At 72.6% G+C, this 14,285-nt stretch carries 12 protein-coding genes and 1 pseudogene; 6 read left to right on the top strand and 7 right to left on the bottom strand.

The genetic code is table 11. The features are described from left to right. The first annotated feature begins 13 nt into the window (after positions 1-13). A complete protein-coding gene (locus tag J2S41_RS25400; protein ID WP_310371158.1) occupies positions 14-445 on the top strand; it encodes a ComEA family DNA-binding protein in 432 nt (143 codons plus the stop codon). Positions 446-449: 4 nt separating this feature from the next. Here the strand turns inward: J2S41_RS25400 and J2S41_RS25395 are convergent, their stop codons facing one another. Beyond that, on the bottom strand, positions 450-2,429 hold the full coding sequence (locus J2S41_RS25395) for a PAS domain S-box protein (protein WP_310371156.1): 1,980 nt from the start codon (positions 2,427-2,429) through the stop codon (positions 450-452). A 129-nt stretch (positions 2,430-2,558) separates the two neighbouring features. Further along, positions 2,559-3,983: a type I glutamate--ammonia ligase gene (glnA, locus tag J2S41_RS25390; protein ID WP_310371154.1), complete on the bottom strand. Its 1,425-nt coding sequence runs from the start codon at positions 3,981-3,983 to the stop codon at positions 2,559-2,561. 271 nt (positions 3,984-4,254) lie between these two features. On the opposite strand from glnA, the gene J2S41_RS25385 reads away from it, so the two are divergent. Further along, the gene (locus J2S41_RS25385) at positions 4,255-4,614 is read left to right on the top strand and encodes an RDD family protein (RefSeq protein ID WP_310376528.1); all 360 of its coding nucleotides are present in this window, start codon (positions 4,255-4,257) and stop codon (positions 4,612-4,614) included. Positions 4,615-4,788: 174 nt separating this feature from the next. Here J2S41_RS25385 and J2S41_RS25380 read toward each other — a convergent pair whose 3' ends face one another. From J2S41_RS25380 to J2S41_RS25370, 3 genes and pseudogenes are all read right to left on the bottom strand, one after another. Then, positions 4,789-5,412, bottom strand: coding sequence for a ClpP family protease (locus J2S41_RS25380; RefSeq protein WP_310371152.1), 624 nt, complete (start codon positions 5,410-5,412; stop codon positions 4,789-4,791). A gap of 228 nt (positions 5,413-5,640) precedes the next feature. Further along, positions 5,641-5,874: pseudogene (locus J2S41_RS25375) on the bottom strand (helix-turn-helix domain-containing protein); the annotation flags it as partial. A 13-nt stretch (positions 5,875-5,887) separates the two neighbouring features. Next, complete coding sequence (locus J2S41_RS25370; RefSeq protein WP_310371150.1) at positions 5,888-6,580, bottom strand: DUF4191 domain-containing protein; 693 nt, start codon at positions 6,578-6,580, stop codon at positions 5,888-5,890. Between the two features lie 212 nt (positions 6,581-6,792). Here J2S41_RS25370 and J2S41_RS25365 point away from each other — a divergent pair, with 212 nt between their 5' ends. The 3 genes from J2S41_RS25365 to J2S41_RS25355 all read left to right on the top strand — a co-directional run bounded on the left by J2S41_RS25365 (position 6,793) and on the right by J2S41_RS25355 (position 11,126). Next, a complete protein-coding gene (locus J2S41_RS25365; RefSeq protein ID WP_310371148.1) occupies positions 6,793-6,951 on the top strand; it encodes a hypothetical protein in 159 nt (52 codons plus the stop codon). A 160-nt stretch (positions 6,952-7,111) separates the two neighbouring features. Beyond that, on the top strand, positions 7,112-10,252 hold the full coding sequence (locus tag J2S41_RS25360; protein WP_310371146.1) for a helix-turn-helix transcriptional regulator: 3,141 nt from the start codon (positions 7,112-7,114) through the stop codon (positions 10,250-10,252). Positions 10,253-10,457: 205 nt separating this feature from the next. Next, positions 10,458-11,126, top strand: coding sequence for a DnaJ domain-containing protein (locus J2S41_RS25355; protein ID WP_310371143.1), 669 nt, complete (start codon positions 10,458-10,460; stop codon positions 11,124-11,126). 19 nt (positions 11,127-11,145) lie between these two features. Here the strand turns inward: J2S41_RS25355 and lipA are convergent, their stop codons facing one another. After that, the gene (gene lipA, locus J2S41_RS25350; protein ID WP_374728163.1) at positions 11,146-12,192 is read right to left on the bottom strand and encodes a lipoyl synthase; all 1,047 of its coding nucleotides are present in this window, start codon (positions 12,190-12,192) and stop codon (positions 11,146-11,148) included. 310 nt (positions 12,193-12,502) lie between these two features. After that, positions 12,503-13,174, bottom strand: a complete 672-nt coding sequence (gene lipB, locus J2S41_RS25345; RefSeq protein WP_310371141.1) for a lipoyl(octanoyl) transferase LipB — start codon at positions 13,172-13,174, stop codon at positions 12,503-12,505. Between the two features lie 129 nt (positions 13,175-13,303). Here lipB and J2S41_RS25340 point away from each other — a divergent pair, with 129 nt between their 5' ends. Then, a complete protein-coding gene (locus J2S41_RS25340) occupies positions 13,304-14,275 on the top strand; it encodes an ATP-binding protein (RefSeq protein ID WP_310371139.1) in 972 nt (323 codons plus the stop codon). Positions 14,276-14,285 lie beyond the last annotated feature (10 nt).

The raw sequence follows: 14,285 nt of genomic DNA, 5'->3' as shown, positions 1-14,285 counted from the left end.
AGGTTGCGTTCCGGTGAGCTGGTGGCAACGCTTTACCACCCCGTCCGAGCCGTCCGGGGCGTCCGGGTTCGCCGCCGGGGTGCCCGTGCCCCGGCCCACGCCGCTCCCGCCGCCCAGCTCGCCGGCCGCGGAGGAGCAGTTGGTCCGCCCGGTGGTGCCGCCCGGCACCCGGCCGCCCACGTTCGTCGACCGCGTCGACGTCAACGCCGCCACCGCGGCGGAACTCGCCGTCCTGCCCGGCATCACGCTCGCCGGCGCCTCCCGCGCGGTCGACCTGCGCGACCTCGGCGGCCCGTTCACCGACGTGACCGAGTTCGCCACCGCCGCCGGCGTCGATCTGCGCGAGCACCCCCGGCTGCTGGACCTGCTGGCCTGTCACAAGCCGCAGAAGCCGTACCGGCGCGGCGAGCCGTACCTGCCGGACGCGAGGATTCTGGACGTCTGACCGTCTACTCCAGATCGACGGTCGACCGCGGCTCCGAGCGACGCCGGCCGGCGAGCGCGGTGCCCACCTTGCGCAGCAGCTCCGCGCCGGTGAACGGCTTCTCCAGCAGGACGATGTCGCCGTCGATGACGTGCGTGGAGCCGAGCAGCCCGTTGCTGTAGCCGGACATGAACACCACCGGCAGGCCGGGATGCGTCCGGTGGACGAGGTCGGCGAGCCGGGTGCCGGACATCTCCGGCATGATCACGTCGGTGAGCAGCAGGTCGCAGTCGTGCCCGGCCAGGATCTCCAGTGCCTCCGCGCCTCCGGCCGCCGCCAGCGCCCGGTAGCCGTGGCCGGACAGGATTCGCACGATCACCCGGGCCAGCGCCGTCTCGTCCTCGACCACCAGCACGGTACGGCCCGCGCCGCGCGGTGGCGCCGCCTCGCGCGCCGGGTCGTGCACGGTGGGCGCGGTGACCGTCGGCAGGTAGATCCGGAACGTGGTGCCGATGCCCGGCTCGGTGTAGACGTTGAGGCTGCCGCCGGCCTCGGTGACGATGCCGTAGACGGTGGCCAGGCCCAGGCCGGTGCCCTTGCCGCGCTGCTTGGTGGTGAAGAACGGCTCGAAGATGTGCTCCGCCACGTGCGGCGGCATCCCCTCGCCGGTGTCGGAGACCAGCAGCCGCGCGTACGTGCCCGCGGGCAGCGGCGGCTGCATGTCGAACTCGTCGCCGTCCAGCGTGACGAGGCCCGCCTCGAGCACGAGCGTGCCGCCGCCGGGCATCGCGTCCCGGGCGTTGATCGCGAGGTTCAGCAGCACCTGGTGCAGCTGGCCCGGGTCGAGGTGCACGATCGGCGGCTGCTCCGCCGGCACCGCCAGCAGCGTGATGTCCTCGCCGATCGTGCGGTCCAGCATGGCCCGGACCTCCTCGATCGCGTCGTTGAGGTCGACGTCGCGCGGCTGGACCGTGTCGCCGCGGGTGAACGTCAGCAACTGCCGGGTCAGCGCGGTGGCCCGGCCGGCCGCGGCGCGTACCTGCACGAGGTCGTCGTGGGCCGCCGGCCGGTCGGCGGTCTGCTCGATCGCGAACTCGGTGTAGTTGGTGATGATCGCCAGGATGTTGTTGAAGTCGTGGGCGACCCCGCCGGCGAGCCGGCCCAGGCTCTCCATCCGCTGCGCCTGGTTGGTCCGCTCCTGGAGCGCCCGCCGCCGGTCCTCGTCCTCCCGGGCCGCGGTCATGTCGCGCGCGACCACGGACACGCCGATCACGGTGCCGCCGGAGTCCCGGATCGGCGCGACGTTGAGGGCCACGTCGATCGGTGTGCCGTCCTTGCGCACCCGCTGCGTCTCGTACCGGACGCGGTCCTCGCCCGCCCTGATCCGGGCCAGCACGTCGTCCTGCTGCGCGTTGCCGTCGCCGTCCGCGAGCATCCGGGCCGGCCGGCCGAGGACCTCCTCGGCGGGATAACCGAACGTCCGCTCCGCACCCCGGTTCCAGGCCGTGATCACACCCTCCGGGGTGAGCCCGATGATCGCGTCGTCGCTGTGCTCGACCACCGCGGTCAGCCACGCCCGCTGCTGGGCGGCCTGCTCCCGGGCCCGCTGCTCCCGGCCGGCGGCCTCGGCCAGATTGCGCTGCCCGCCCGGATCGACGTAGATCGCGCCACGGCCCAGCAGCACGCCGTACCCGCGCCGCAGCGTCCAGTAGTACAGGCCGATCAGCGCGGTCAGCGTGTCCCAGGCCGCCGAGCTCCACGTCCAGCCCAGGTCCGCCACGTGCCCGGCGTGCGCGCCGGGCAGGCCCAGCACCGCCCGGGTCGCCATCACCGCGTGCAGGCCGTGCCCGACCGAGCAGCTGAAGAAGATCATCGCGGTGGCCACCGCCAGCTTGTTCGTGCGCAACTGCCCGGCCCGGCCCACGGGCACGGCGATCGCCACCGCGATCGCCGCGTAGGCGACCGTGATGGCGACGTTGGCCAGAAGGAAGATCTGATCCGGCACGTTCGGCTGATCGGCCCGGAACCTGACAACCTGAGGACTCGCCGCCGGCCGCCGGGGAAGCGAACGAAGGCCGGACCCCGAGGGGCCCGGCCTCCACCGGAAACGACCGCGCCCTACGGCGCGACCGGATCAGCAGTCGTAGTACATCGCGAACTCGTGCGGGGTCGGGCGCAGGCGGACCGCGTCGACCTCGTTGGTGCGCTTGTAGTCGATCCAGGTCTCGATCAGGTCCTCGGTGAAGACGCCGCCCGCGGTGAGGTACTCGTGGTCGGTCTCCAGCTTGTCGAGCACGGCGTCGAGGGAGCCCGGCACCTGCTTGACGTTGGCGACCTCCTCCGGCGGGAGGTCGTAGAGGTCCTTGTCGATCGGGGCCGGCGGCTCGATCTTGTTCTTGATGCCGTCCAGGCCGGCCAGCAGCATGGCGGAGAACGCCAGGTACGGGTTGCTCGACGGGTCCGGCACGCGGAACTCGACGCGCTTGGCCTTCGGGTTGGTGCCGGTGACCGGGATGCGGGTGCAGGCGGACCGGTTACGCGCCGAGTAGACCAGGTTGACCGGCGCCTCGAAGCCCGGCACCAGGCGACGGTACGAGTTGACCGTCGGGTTGGTGAACGCGAGCAGCGACGGGGCGTGGGTCAGCAGGCCGCCGATGTACCACCGGGCGGTGTCGGAGAGGCCGCCGTAGCCGGTCTCGTCGTAGAACAGCGGCTCGCCGTTCGCCCAGAGCGACTGGTGGGTGTGCATGCCCGAGCCGTTGTCGCCGAACAGCGGCTTCGGCATGAACGTGGCGGTCTTGCCCTCGGCCCACGCGGTGTTCTTGACGATGTACTTGAACAGCTGGACCTGGTCGCCCGAGTGCAGCAGCGTCGAGAACTTGTAGTTGATCTCGGCCTGGCCGGCGGTGCCGACCTCGTGGTGCGCCCGCTCGATGGTGAAGCCCGAGTTGATCAGGTTGGTGACCATCTTGTCGCGCAGGTCGGCGTAGTGGTCGACCGGCGGGACCGGGAAGTAGCCGCCCTTGTACGCGGTCTTGTAGCCGCGGTTGCCGCCCGGCTCCTCCTTGCCCGAGTTCCACCAGCCCTCGATCGAGTCGATGTGGTAGAACGCCTCGTTCGCGGAGGTGCTGTGGCGGATCGAGTCGAAGATGTAGAACTCCGCCTCGGGACCGAAGAACGCGGTGTCGGCGATGCCGGAGGAGGCGAGGTAGGCCTCCGCCTTCTTCGCGACGTTGCGCGGGTCACGCGAGTAGGGCTCCCGCGTGAACGGGTCGTGGATGAAGAAGTTCAGCGCGACGGTCTTCGCGATCCGGAACGGGTCGACGAAGGCGGACGCGACGTCCGGCAGCAGCAGCATGTCGGACTCGTGGATGGCCTGGAACCCGCGGATCGACGACCCGTCGAAGGCGAGGCCGTCGGTGAAGACGGAGTCGTCGAAGCTCTCCACCGGCAGCGTGAAGTGCTGCATCACGCCGGGCAGGTCACAGAACCGAACATCGACGAACTTTACGTCCTCATCCCTGAGGTATCGCAGCAGCTCCTCGGAATTGGCGAACACACGTCCTCCTGGCACGTCCACTTTTGGCTAGGCTGAGCGCGACCGTATGGCTGCGGGGTTGCCCGAGCATGTCTCGATTGTTTCTGCCGTGTTACGACCGGGAGCTGCTGGATTATCCACCGAACAGGTACGCGGTAACGGCCTGAACGGACCATACAACCCGTACGCTGCCCGGCGTCACGCCTCCCGAATACTGACCGTTAACCTCGGTTTCGTGGCCGCGAATCCCTCGAATAAACAGCAAAAGTCGAATGATCCGCCCGACGGCGAAATCGAACTCCCCACGCTCGGCCGCCGATTCGGCGCGCTCGCGATCGACTGGGCTCTCTGCCTGCTGATCGCGAACCTCTACGGCGAGCCCACCCGCGACGGCTGGTCCCCGGTCGTCGCGCTGATCTTCATCTACACGGTCTTCGCCGGCTTCTTCGCCCAGACACCCGGCATGGCGCTCACCCGCATCGCCGTCGTCGACGTGGACCGCGGCGGCGCGATCGGCCCGCTCCGCGGCCTCATCCGCGGCCTGCTGATCTGCCTGGTCCTGCCGATGCTGGTGTTCGACGACCGCCGTCGCGGCCTGCACGACCGGCTGGCCGGCTCGATCGTCGTCCCGGCGCCGCGCAAAAAGGCTTAACCGCTTCCGCCGTGGTGTGGTCCGCATGCTCCGGCGGGCACCGGTGGGCCGCATGGGCAGAGCGTTTACTCCGGTCCGGGGCGGCGGCCGGGCTCCCGCCGGTGCCGTGGGTGGCGGCGAGAAAGACCCGGGCCCGTGAGCCGCGGCGCCCCCGCGGCTCACGGGCCCGGGCGGTCAGCGCGCGGTGGCCAGCTCGTCGGCCGTGGTCACCACGTGGTCGACCATGCCGTACTCGAGCGCCTGCCGGGCCGTGAACCAGCGGTCCCGGTCCCAGTCCTCGGCGATCTGCTCCGTGGTCTGGCCGGTGTGCTTGGCGATCAGCTCCATGGTGGTGCGGCGCACGTGCATCATGCTCTGGGCCTGGACCGCGATGTCGGCGCTGGAGCCGCCGATGCCGCCGGAGACCTGGTGCATCATGATCCGCGCGTGCGGCAGCGCGTACCGCTTGCCGGCCGTGCCCGCGCAGAGCAGCACCTGGCCCATGGACGCGCTCATGCCCAGCGCCACGGTCGCCACGTCGTTGGGGACGAAGCGCATGGTGTCGTAGACGGCCATACCCGCGCTGACCGAGCCGCCGGGGGAGTTGATGTAGAGCACGATGTCGCGCTCCGGGTCGTCCGCGGCCAGCAGCAGCATCTGGGCGCAGATCGTGTTCGCGATGGCGTCGTCGACCTCGCGGCCGAGGAAGATGATCCGCTCCCGGAGGAGGCGCTCGAAGACCTGGCCCTCGAACAGGCCCGGCCCGGGGGCCTCCTCACGGCCGCGCGCGTGGACCGGCTGGGGGTGGACGGAGTGCATGGCACGCTCCCGAAAGTCGGGGGTGGGACGGACCCACCCGGTCGCTTTCGTTCAGCGTGCGGCGCTCATCGCCGTACCCTCGAAGGTTTCTCCTGAGCGGAGAATCGCTTCCAGCGCAACGGTGGCGCGCAGCCGCCCGGCGTTGCCGCCGCAGAGCCGGGCCGCGCTGCGCGGCGCACCGGCGGAGCCACGGGCCGAGGCCATGGCGCGGGGCGCGGTGCGGCGCGGATCGGTGCGGGCGAGCTCGCGCCGGGCCTCGTCGAGCAGGTCGCCGAGCCCGATGCCGAGCGCGCGGCAGATCGCGGCCAGGATCTCCGACGACGCCTCCTTGCGCCCTCGCTCGATCTCGGAGAGGTAGGGCAGCGAGACGTCGGCGTCGCGGGCCACGTCCTGCAGCGTGCGGCCCTGAGCGAGCCGGAGCCGGCGCAGAACGGACCCGATGATGCGGCGCAACAGCGGCACGACGACCTCCCGATCAGCGTCCGCGCATCTGGCGGAACTGGCCCTTGCTGGGACGCATGTTCTTCGGGATCGCGCCCTTCGGCATCTGCGGGCGGGCGAACAGTGCCGCGAGCCGCTTGTCGAGCGCGTTGACCTCGGCGCCGGAGATGTCGCGCGGCAGGCGCAGCAGCGTCATCCGCAGCTTGCGGATGGAGAGCTCGCCCTCGCCGGTGCCGATGATGTAGTCGTGCAGCGGCGCGTTGCCGATCACCTTCGACAGGCGCTTCTTCTCCTGGCCGAGCAGGTTGCGGACCCGGGAGGACTCGCCCTCGCCGACCAGGATCACGCCGGGCCGGCCGATCACGATGTGCACCATGTCGAAGCTGGTGGTGGAGCTGGCCGCGGGCCGCACCCGCCAGTCGCCGCGCATCTGCTCCAGGATCGACGCGGCGGCACCCGGCTGGCCCTCGGCCGCGGTCATCATCGCGCTGTTCGACCGGACGCTCAGCACGACCAGCGCGGCCAGCGGCGCGAGCAGGAACAACAGGATGACCGTGAAGATGCCCCAGTTCAGCAGGATGGCCAGCACGGCGAGCGCGATCGGGATCACCAGCGCGGCCGCGAGCAGCGGCGCGAACCACCGGTCGTGCTTGGCGGTGAACTGGAACACCATCCCGATCTGCTTCAGCCGCTGGCCGAACGAGACCTTCTCCTGGGGCTTTGCCATGTGTCGAGTCTACGGTGCCGCGCCACCGCTCCGCGCGCCCGTCCCGGCCCGGACTTCGTAAGTACCTTACGGCGCCAAAGGGCCTTACCAGGGCGGACTAAGGCGGGTCTTAGGCGCCGATATCGCCCGGGAATGCGGCGCGCGCCCCATGCGCCGGTGGTGCCTTCCCGAGGAGCGTAAGTGACGTCACCGAGACGGAAGGCGGATCGATCATGTTGCAGAACTCCGAGCTCATCCTGGCCCTGCACCGCACCCGCGAGGCCGACCTGATGCGCGCCGCGCGGTCGGACGCGCTGGCCGCCCGGGTACGCGCCCGGAAGGCGGGGCGCTGGCATCCGCGCCGGTCCGGACCTGCCCCGATGCGGGGCTGAACCGGCGTATCGGATGATGGACCACCCCGGAACCGCTGAGGGGTCGGCACGGGGGAACGCGGGCCGGGCGCCGGAGACGGCCGCCCGGCCCGTGCTGTCCCTGCTGCCGCCGCCCGCGCCCTCGATGAATTCGTCACACCCGCGTGGCATGCTCGTCCCCGTGACGGCATCCAGGCTCCCGGCCCGGCCGCCCGCGCTGGTCGGGCGCGACGCGGACCTCGCCGCGCTCGGCGAGGCGCTGAAGCGCGCCCGCGGCGGGGAGACCGCGGCGATGCTGATCGGCGGCGAGGCGGGCGTCGGCAAGACCCGGCTCTGCGAGGAGTTCGGCCGGTGGGCCGCGGGCGAGGGCGTGCAACTGCTCACCGGCCAGTGCCTGGAGCTGGGCGAGGAGGGCCTGCCGTTCGCGCCGTTCGCGTCCGCGCTGCGCGAGGTGCTGCGCCGCGGCGGCGCGCCGCTGTTCGCCGGGCACGAGCGCGAGTTCGCGGTGCTGCTGCCGGAGCTGGGCCAGCCCGGCGAGGCGCAGGCCAGCCGCGGTTACCTGTTCGACCTGGTCGCCGGCCTGTTCGCGCGGATGGCGGAGGAGCGGCCGCTGGTGCTGCTGATCGAGGACCTGCACTGGGCCGACCGGTCCACCCGGGACCTGATCGCGTTCCTGATCCGGTCCGGGCGCCGGTCCCGCGTGCTGCTCGTCGGGACGTACCGGTCGGACGAGTTGCACCGCGGCCACCCGCTGCGGCCCTACCTGGCCGAGCTGGACCGGGTGCGCGGCGTCGAGCGGCGCGAGCTGGACCGCCTCGACCGGGACGGCACCGCCCGCGTGCTCGCCCAGCTCTTCGGCACCGAGCCCACCGCCCGCGCGGTCGACGACATCCACGACCGCGCGCAGGGCAACCCGTTCTTCATCGAGGAGCTGGCCGCGACCGGCGATCCGAACTGCTGCGCCACCATGCCGGAGACGCTGCGCGACCTGCTGCTGGCCCGCGTCGACCGGCTGCCGGAGGCGGCACAGCGGGTGCTGCGCATCGCGTCCGTCGGCGGCAACCAGGTCGGCCACGACCTGCTCGTCGAGGCCGCCGGGCTGCCCGCCGAGCAACTGGAGCCCGCGCTGCGCGCCGCGATCGCCGGCCAGCTCATGGTCGCCGACCCGGACGGTGGCTACGAGTTCCGGCACGCGCTGGTCCGCGAGGCCGTCCACGACGACCTGCTGCCCGGCGAGCGCACCCGGCTGCACGCGCGCTACGCCGCGATCATCGAGGCGGACGCGTCGCTGGTCGGCGCGTCCCGGGCACCCGCCGAGATCGCCCACCACTGGTTCGTGGCGCACGACCATCCCCGCGCGCTGGTCTCCGCGCACGCCGCCGCCGACGCGGCCTGCCGGCGGTACGCGTACGCGGAGCAGAGCCGGCTGCTCGACCGCATGCTCGACCTGTGGGAGCAGGTGCCGGACGCCGGCGCGCTGCTCGGCATGACCCACCTCGACCTGCTGGAGGAGGCGCTCGGCGCGGTCACCGCGGCCGGCGACTACCACCGCGGCGTCAGCCTCACCCGGGCCGCGCTCGCGGAGGCGGACGACGCCGCGGAGCCGCTGCGCGTGGGCCGGCTGCTGGAGCAGCGCGGCCGCCTGCTGCGCACGCTCGGCAAGAGCGACGGCGCCGAGGAGTTGGATCGCGCGCTGGAGCTGGCGATGCGCTGCCCGCCCTCGGCCGCCCGGGTGCACCTGCTGGCCGACATCTCCGGCCACCTGGCGAAGATCAGCCGGGAGGGTGGCCGGGCCGCGGCCGAGGTGGTCCGGGTCGCCGCGCGGGACACGTCCGACCCGTCCGCCGAGATCGCCGCGATCCTGGCGCTGTCCCGCGTCGCGTGCCGGCTCGACTCGGTCGGCGGCGGCATCGACGAGCAGCGCCGGGCGATCGCGCTGGCCCGCCGCAGCGGCGACATCGAGGGCCTGGTCAAGGCGCTGATAAACAACTCCGACTCGCTGTTCGAGATCGGTGACTGGGCGGCCAGCGAGCGGGTCGCGTCCGAGGGCATGGCCGAGGCGAAACGCGTCGGCATCAGCCGCTCGGTCGGCCTCTTCCTGATCTCCAACGCGGCCGAGGCCCTGTTCGCGCTGGGCCGCTGGGACGAGGCGGAGGCGCGCTGTGCCGACACGGCCCGGCTCGACCCGCCCGGGAACCTGGGCGCACACTGGACGACGCTGCGCGCGCAACTGCGCCTGAGTCGCGGTGCGGCCGGCGCGGACGACGCCGTTGCCCGGGCGCTCGCCTTCCTGTCCCGGCCCTACCTGGAGGACCAGCTCCGGCTGCCGCTGGTCGAGCTGTCCATCGTGGCCGCCCGCGCCCGGGGCGACCAGCGCGCCGCGCTGGAGGCCGCACGCGCCGCGTCCGCCGACCCGCGCCTCGGCGACTACCCGCGCTACGACTGGCCACTGGCCGCCGCGATCGCCGCCGCCGCCCGCGACGCGTCCGACACCGCACTGGCCACCCGGATCGCGGACCTCGCCGGCACCTGGCTCGCCGAACACCCACCCCAGCGCGCCCACGCGGCCGAGACGGCCGCCCTGCTCGCCGGCCTGGTCCCGGCGTCCGCACTGGCCGCACTCACCGCCGTGGCGACGTCGGGCGCCCCGGCTGCCGCTCTCAGGGACGGTTCCGCGGCCGGCTGCCCTCCCGCGCCCGGCCCGCTCGACGCGCTCACGGACCCGTCCACCGGCGGTGCCGGGTCGTCGGTGGGCGGCGTCGGTCTGTCCGCCGGAGGCGCGGTGCCGGGCGGCGACGAGGCTGGTCCGTTCGCGGACGGCCCCGGCTCGGCGCGGTCCGGGGACGTGGTCGCCGCGTGGCGGGTCGCGGTGGAGGCGTGGCGGCTGGACGGGCGTCCCTACCACCTGGCCGGGGCGCTGCTCAATCTCGCCGAGGTGACCGCCGGGAGCGATCGGGACACCGCGACCGCCGCGCTGGAGGAGGCGTCCGTGCTGGCCGGCGCGCTGGGTGCCGCGCCGCTCTCCGCCGCGATCACCACGCTGGCCCGCCGGCTCGGCCTGCGCGGCACGGTCGCCGGCTTCGCGCCGGTGTCCGCCGCCCCCGGGGCCGACCTGCTCACCGAGCGCGAGCGGGAGGTGCTGCGCCTCGTCGCGGAGGGCCTGAGCAACGCGCGCATCGCCGCCGAGCTGTACATCTCGCCGAAGACGGCGAGCGTCCACGTCTCCCGCATCATCGCGAAGCTGGAGGTGGCGAACCGGGTGGAGGCCGCCGCGGTCGCACACCGCCTGGGCCTGCTCGACTCCCCGGCGGCGGCCGGCTAGGGGCGGGCGGCGAAATGCGACGGGAAACCGACCGCGTGGATGAGCGGCGATCTAGGATCGCCTTGGGTAACGTTCGCGTTACCCACTCCTTCGGCCGGAAGGAGTGGTTCACGCCGTGTGGAGGGGCTTTGCCTGCTTCCGGTACGCCCGAGCCCCGCCCGCCCGGCACGGTCGATCAGCGCCGGCCGCCGCGTGAGGGGCCGGCATGAGCCGCGACTTCCGCGAGCTGGGCGGGCGCGACGCGTACGCGCTGCTCGGTCTGGAGGAGGACGCGGACGCTCAGCAGATCAAGCGCGCCTGGCGGGCCATGTCCCGGCTGCACCACGCGGACGTCGGCGGCAGCGACAACGTCCAGTCCCTGCTGAACGTCGCCTACGACACGCTCTCCGACCCCACGCTGCGCGGCGAGTACGACCGCTACCGCCGCACGGCCTCGCTGGTCGGCGCACCTCCAGCTCCCTCGGCGCCCCCGGCGCCCTCACCGCCCCCGGCATCGCCGGCGCCCGGCCCGCCGCACGCGTGGGAACGCGCACAGGAGCCCGACGAGTGGGACCGCTGGGACGACGACGCCGAGGTGGACGAGCCCGAACCGAACCCCTGGTCCGCCCCGCGACAGGCCGACCCGCGCCGCGACTTCGTCTCCACCGCACGCCCGGTCGGCTACGACAACCTGGCCATCGTCTCGCTCGTGCTGGCCATCGTGTTCGCCCCGGCCGCCCTGGTCACCGCGCCGATCGCGCTGTTGCGGATTCGGCGTACCGGCGCCCAGGGCCGTGGCCTGGCGATCACCGCGCTGATCCTGGTCGGCGTCCTCACCATCGCGCTGACCAGCGGTTACGTCATCGGTGCCCGGAGCCCCGTGATCGCCCGCTGACCGCGGACGACCCGGGAGGTCAGGCGGCGGCCGCGGCCGAGCGCGCGTCGAGGGCCTGCTGGTAGAGCCGGCCGGCGCGGTAGGACGAGCGCACCAGCGGCCCGCTCATCACGCCGGCGAAGCCGATCCGCTCGGCCTCGGCCTGCAGCTCGATGAACTCCTCCGGCTTGACCCAGCGCTCGACCGGGTGGTGCCGCGGCGTCGGCCGCAGGTACTGCGTGATGGTGATCAGCTCGCAGCCGGCCTCGTGCAGGTCGCGCAGCGCCTGGCTGACCTCCTCGCGCTCCTCGCCGAGGCCCAGGATCAGGTTGGACTTGGTGACCAGCCCGGCCCGGCGGGCCTGGGTGATCACGTCGAGCGAGCGCTCGTAGCGGAACGCGGGACGGATCCGCTTGAAGATCCGCGGCACGGTCTCCACGTTGTGCGCGAGCACCTCGGGGCGCGCGTCGAAGACCTCGCCGAGCTGCGCGGGGTCCGCGTTGAAGTCGGGGATCAGCAGCTCGACGCCGCAGCCGGGCTGGAGCTTGTGGATCTGGCGGACCGTCTCCGCGTACAGCCAGGCGCCGCCGTCGGGCAGGTCGTCGCGGGCCACGCCGGTGACGGTCGCGTACCGCAGGCCCATGGTGGCGACGGACTCGCCGACCCGGCGGGGCTCGTCCGCGTCGAACTCGGCCGGCTTGCCGGTGTCGATCTGGCAGAAGTCGCAGCGCCGCGTGCACTGGTCGCCGCCGATGAGGAACGTGGCCTCGCGGTCCTCCCAGCACTCGTAGATGTTGGGACAGCCGGCCTCCTGGCACACGGTGTGCAGGCCCTCCCGGGAGACCAGACCGCGCAGCTCCGTGTACTCCGGGCCCATCTTGGCCCGCACCTTGATCCACGGTGGTTTGCGTTCGATCGGCGTGCTCGCATTGCGCGCTTCGATACGCAACATCCGCCGGCCCTCGGGGGCAGGGTGGGAGTTGTTGGTAACTGCGGTCGCTGTCGGCGGCCCGGAGCGCTCGATCGTCACGAAAGTCAGCCTACGCCCGGCATCGGGCGCGGGGAGGTGCACCGCGACGTGGCTCACGCCCGATCGCGTGTGACGGCCCTCACCACAAACGGCAAACAGCCGGTTACCCAATGGCAATCTCCACGACGGCCGCTCAGCGCCGAAAAAGAGTGCACAGAAAGGCAGAGAACCGCACAGAAAAAATCACAATCCCGCCACGGTACGACCGGCGCCGCCACGGATGCGGCTCGCACTGCCGCACTGTGGCCGGGTTGCCGCGGGCGGCAACGGCTGGCACCGATGTGGCCGGGTTGCCGCGGTGTGGCCTGGACCGCCGCGTCGCGCGTCGGCGGCCGGGTGGATCGAGCGCGATGCCGGAACGTCGCGTTTACGCGCCGCCCTCGCCACCCGCCGCCGCGATCGGCCCGGAGAGCGTGCCGAGGCGGCGCTCGACGATCGGCAGCACCTCGGCGACCGTGACCGGCCGGCCCAACTCCGCGCTCAGGGAGGTCACGCCCGCGTCGCGCAGGCCGCACGGCACGATCCGGTCGAAGAACGTCAGGTCGCAGTCGCAGTTGAGCGAGAAGCCGTGCAGCGTGGCGCCGCGCGCGACCCGGATGCCGACCGCGCCGACCTTGCGGTCCGGCCCGCGCTCGTCCGCGAGCACCCAGACGCCGCTGCGGCCCTCGACGCGGGTGACCGCCAGCCCGAGCTCCGCGCACGTGTCGATCATCAACTGCTCGACCCGGCGGACGTACGCGACCACGTCGATCGGGTCCGGCAGCTTCATGATCGGGTAGCCGACCAACTGCCCCGGCCCGTGCCAGGTGATCTTCCCGCCGCGGTCCACGTCGACCACGGGCGTGCCGTCCACCGGCCGATCCCACGGCTCGGTGCGTTTGCCGGCCGTGTAGACGCTGGGGTGCTCCAGCAGCAGCACGGTGTCCGGCGTCTCGCCCGCCACCACCAGGTCGTGCAGTCGGCGCTGCTCGGCCCAGGCCGCCTCGTAGCCGATGACTCCCGCGCGCACCGCGTGCGGTGCGGTAACCGTGTCCGTCACGGCTCCAGCGTAGACCGGCCCGCCGCCCATGATCACCACGCGTGGGTGACTCCGGCTTGACTCTGCTATTGGAAATGACTACCAATTTAGGGGGACCTGATACGCACAACGCCGTGTAGGGGAAATTTCGTGAAAGTAGCTTTCGTCGGTAAGGGCGGCAGCGGCAAGACCACGCTGGCCGGACTCTTCGCGCGTCACCTGGCCGCCGGCGGGGCGCCGGTGCTCGCGCTGGACGCCGACATCAACCAGCACCTGGCCGCCGCGCTCGGCGCCACGGACGACGAGGCGGTGCTGCTGCCCGCGCTCGGCGACCACCTCGGCGAGATCAAGGAGTACCTGCGCGGCGACAACCCGCGCATCTCCTCGGCCGCCGCCATGGTCAAGACCACGCCGCCCGGCCGCGGCTCCCGGCTGATCGGCATCGACCGGCCCAACCCGCTGTACGACGCGCTGGTCCGCGACGTGCGCGGCGTACGGCTGGCGGTGACCGGCCCGTTCGCCTCCGAGGACCTGGGCGTGGCCTGCTACCACTCCAAGGTCGGCGCGGTGGAGCTGCTGCTCAACCACCTCGCGGACGGCCCGGGGGAGTACGCGGTGGTGGACATGACCGCGGGCGCGGACTCGTTCGCGTCCGGCCTGTTCACCCGCTTCGACCTGACGTTCCTGGTCTGCGAGCCGACCGTGCGCAGCGTGGGCGTCTACCGGCAGTACACCGGCTACGCCCGCGACTTCGGGGTCCGGGTCGCGGTGATCGGCAACAAGGTCGACGACGAGTCCGACGTGGACTTCCTGCGCGCGGAGGTGGGCGACGACCTGGTCGGCTGGGTGGGCCGGTCCGCGTTCGTGAAGGCGGCCGAACGTGGGCGCTTCCAGCCGATCGAGGCGCTGGAGCCGGCGAACCGCGCGGTGCTGGACGACATGCGCGCGCGGGTGGACGCGTGCGGCAAGGACTGGACGACGTACGCGCGCCAGGCCGCGGAGTTCCACCGGCGCAACGCGGCGGCGTGGGCCAGCGAGCGGGTCGGCGCGGACCTCACGGAGCAGATCGATCCGGATTTCATTATCAATCCGTCAGCCATCGACGTAGCTCTCCGGAGTTAATAGACTCCCG

Source organism: Catenuloplanes atrovinosus, from assembly GCF_031458235.1.
GTDB lineage: Bacteria > Actinomycetota > Actinomycetes > Mycobacteriales > Micromonosporaceae > Catenuloplanes > Catenuloplanes atrovinosus.
Note: the sequence above shows the minus strand (reverse complement) of the source record. Positions and strands in the feature narration are given on the sequence as shown.

Bases quoted from the DNA above. Each gene is read 5' to 3' on its own strand.
- J2S41_RS25380 (WP_310371152.1), bottom strand. From the start codon at position 5,412: ATGCACTCCGTCCACCCCCAGCCGGTCCACGCGCGCGGCCGTGAGGAG.
- J2S41_RS25370 (WP_310371150.1), bottom strand. From the start codon at position 6,580: ATGGCAAAGCCCCAGGAGAAGGTCTCGTTCGGCCAGCGGCTGAAGCAG.
- J2S41_RS25365 (WP_310371148.1), top strand. From the start codon at position 6,793: ATGTTGCAGAACTCCGAGCTCATCCTGGCCCTGCACCGCACCCGCGAG.
- J2S41_RS25355 (WP_310371143.1), top strand. From the start codon at position 10,458: ATGAGCCGCGACTTCCGCGAGCTGGGCGGGCGCGACGCGTACGCGCTG.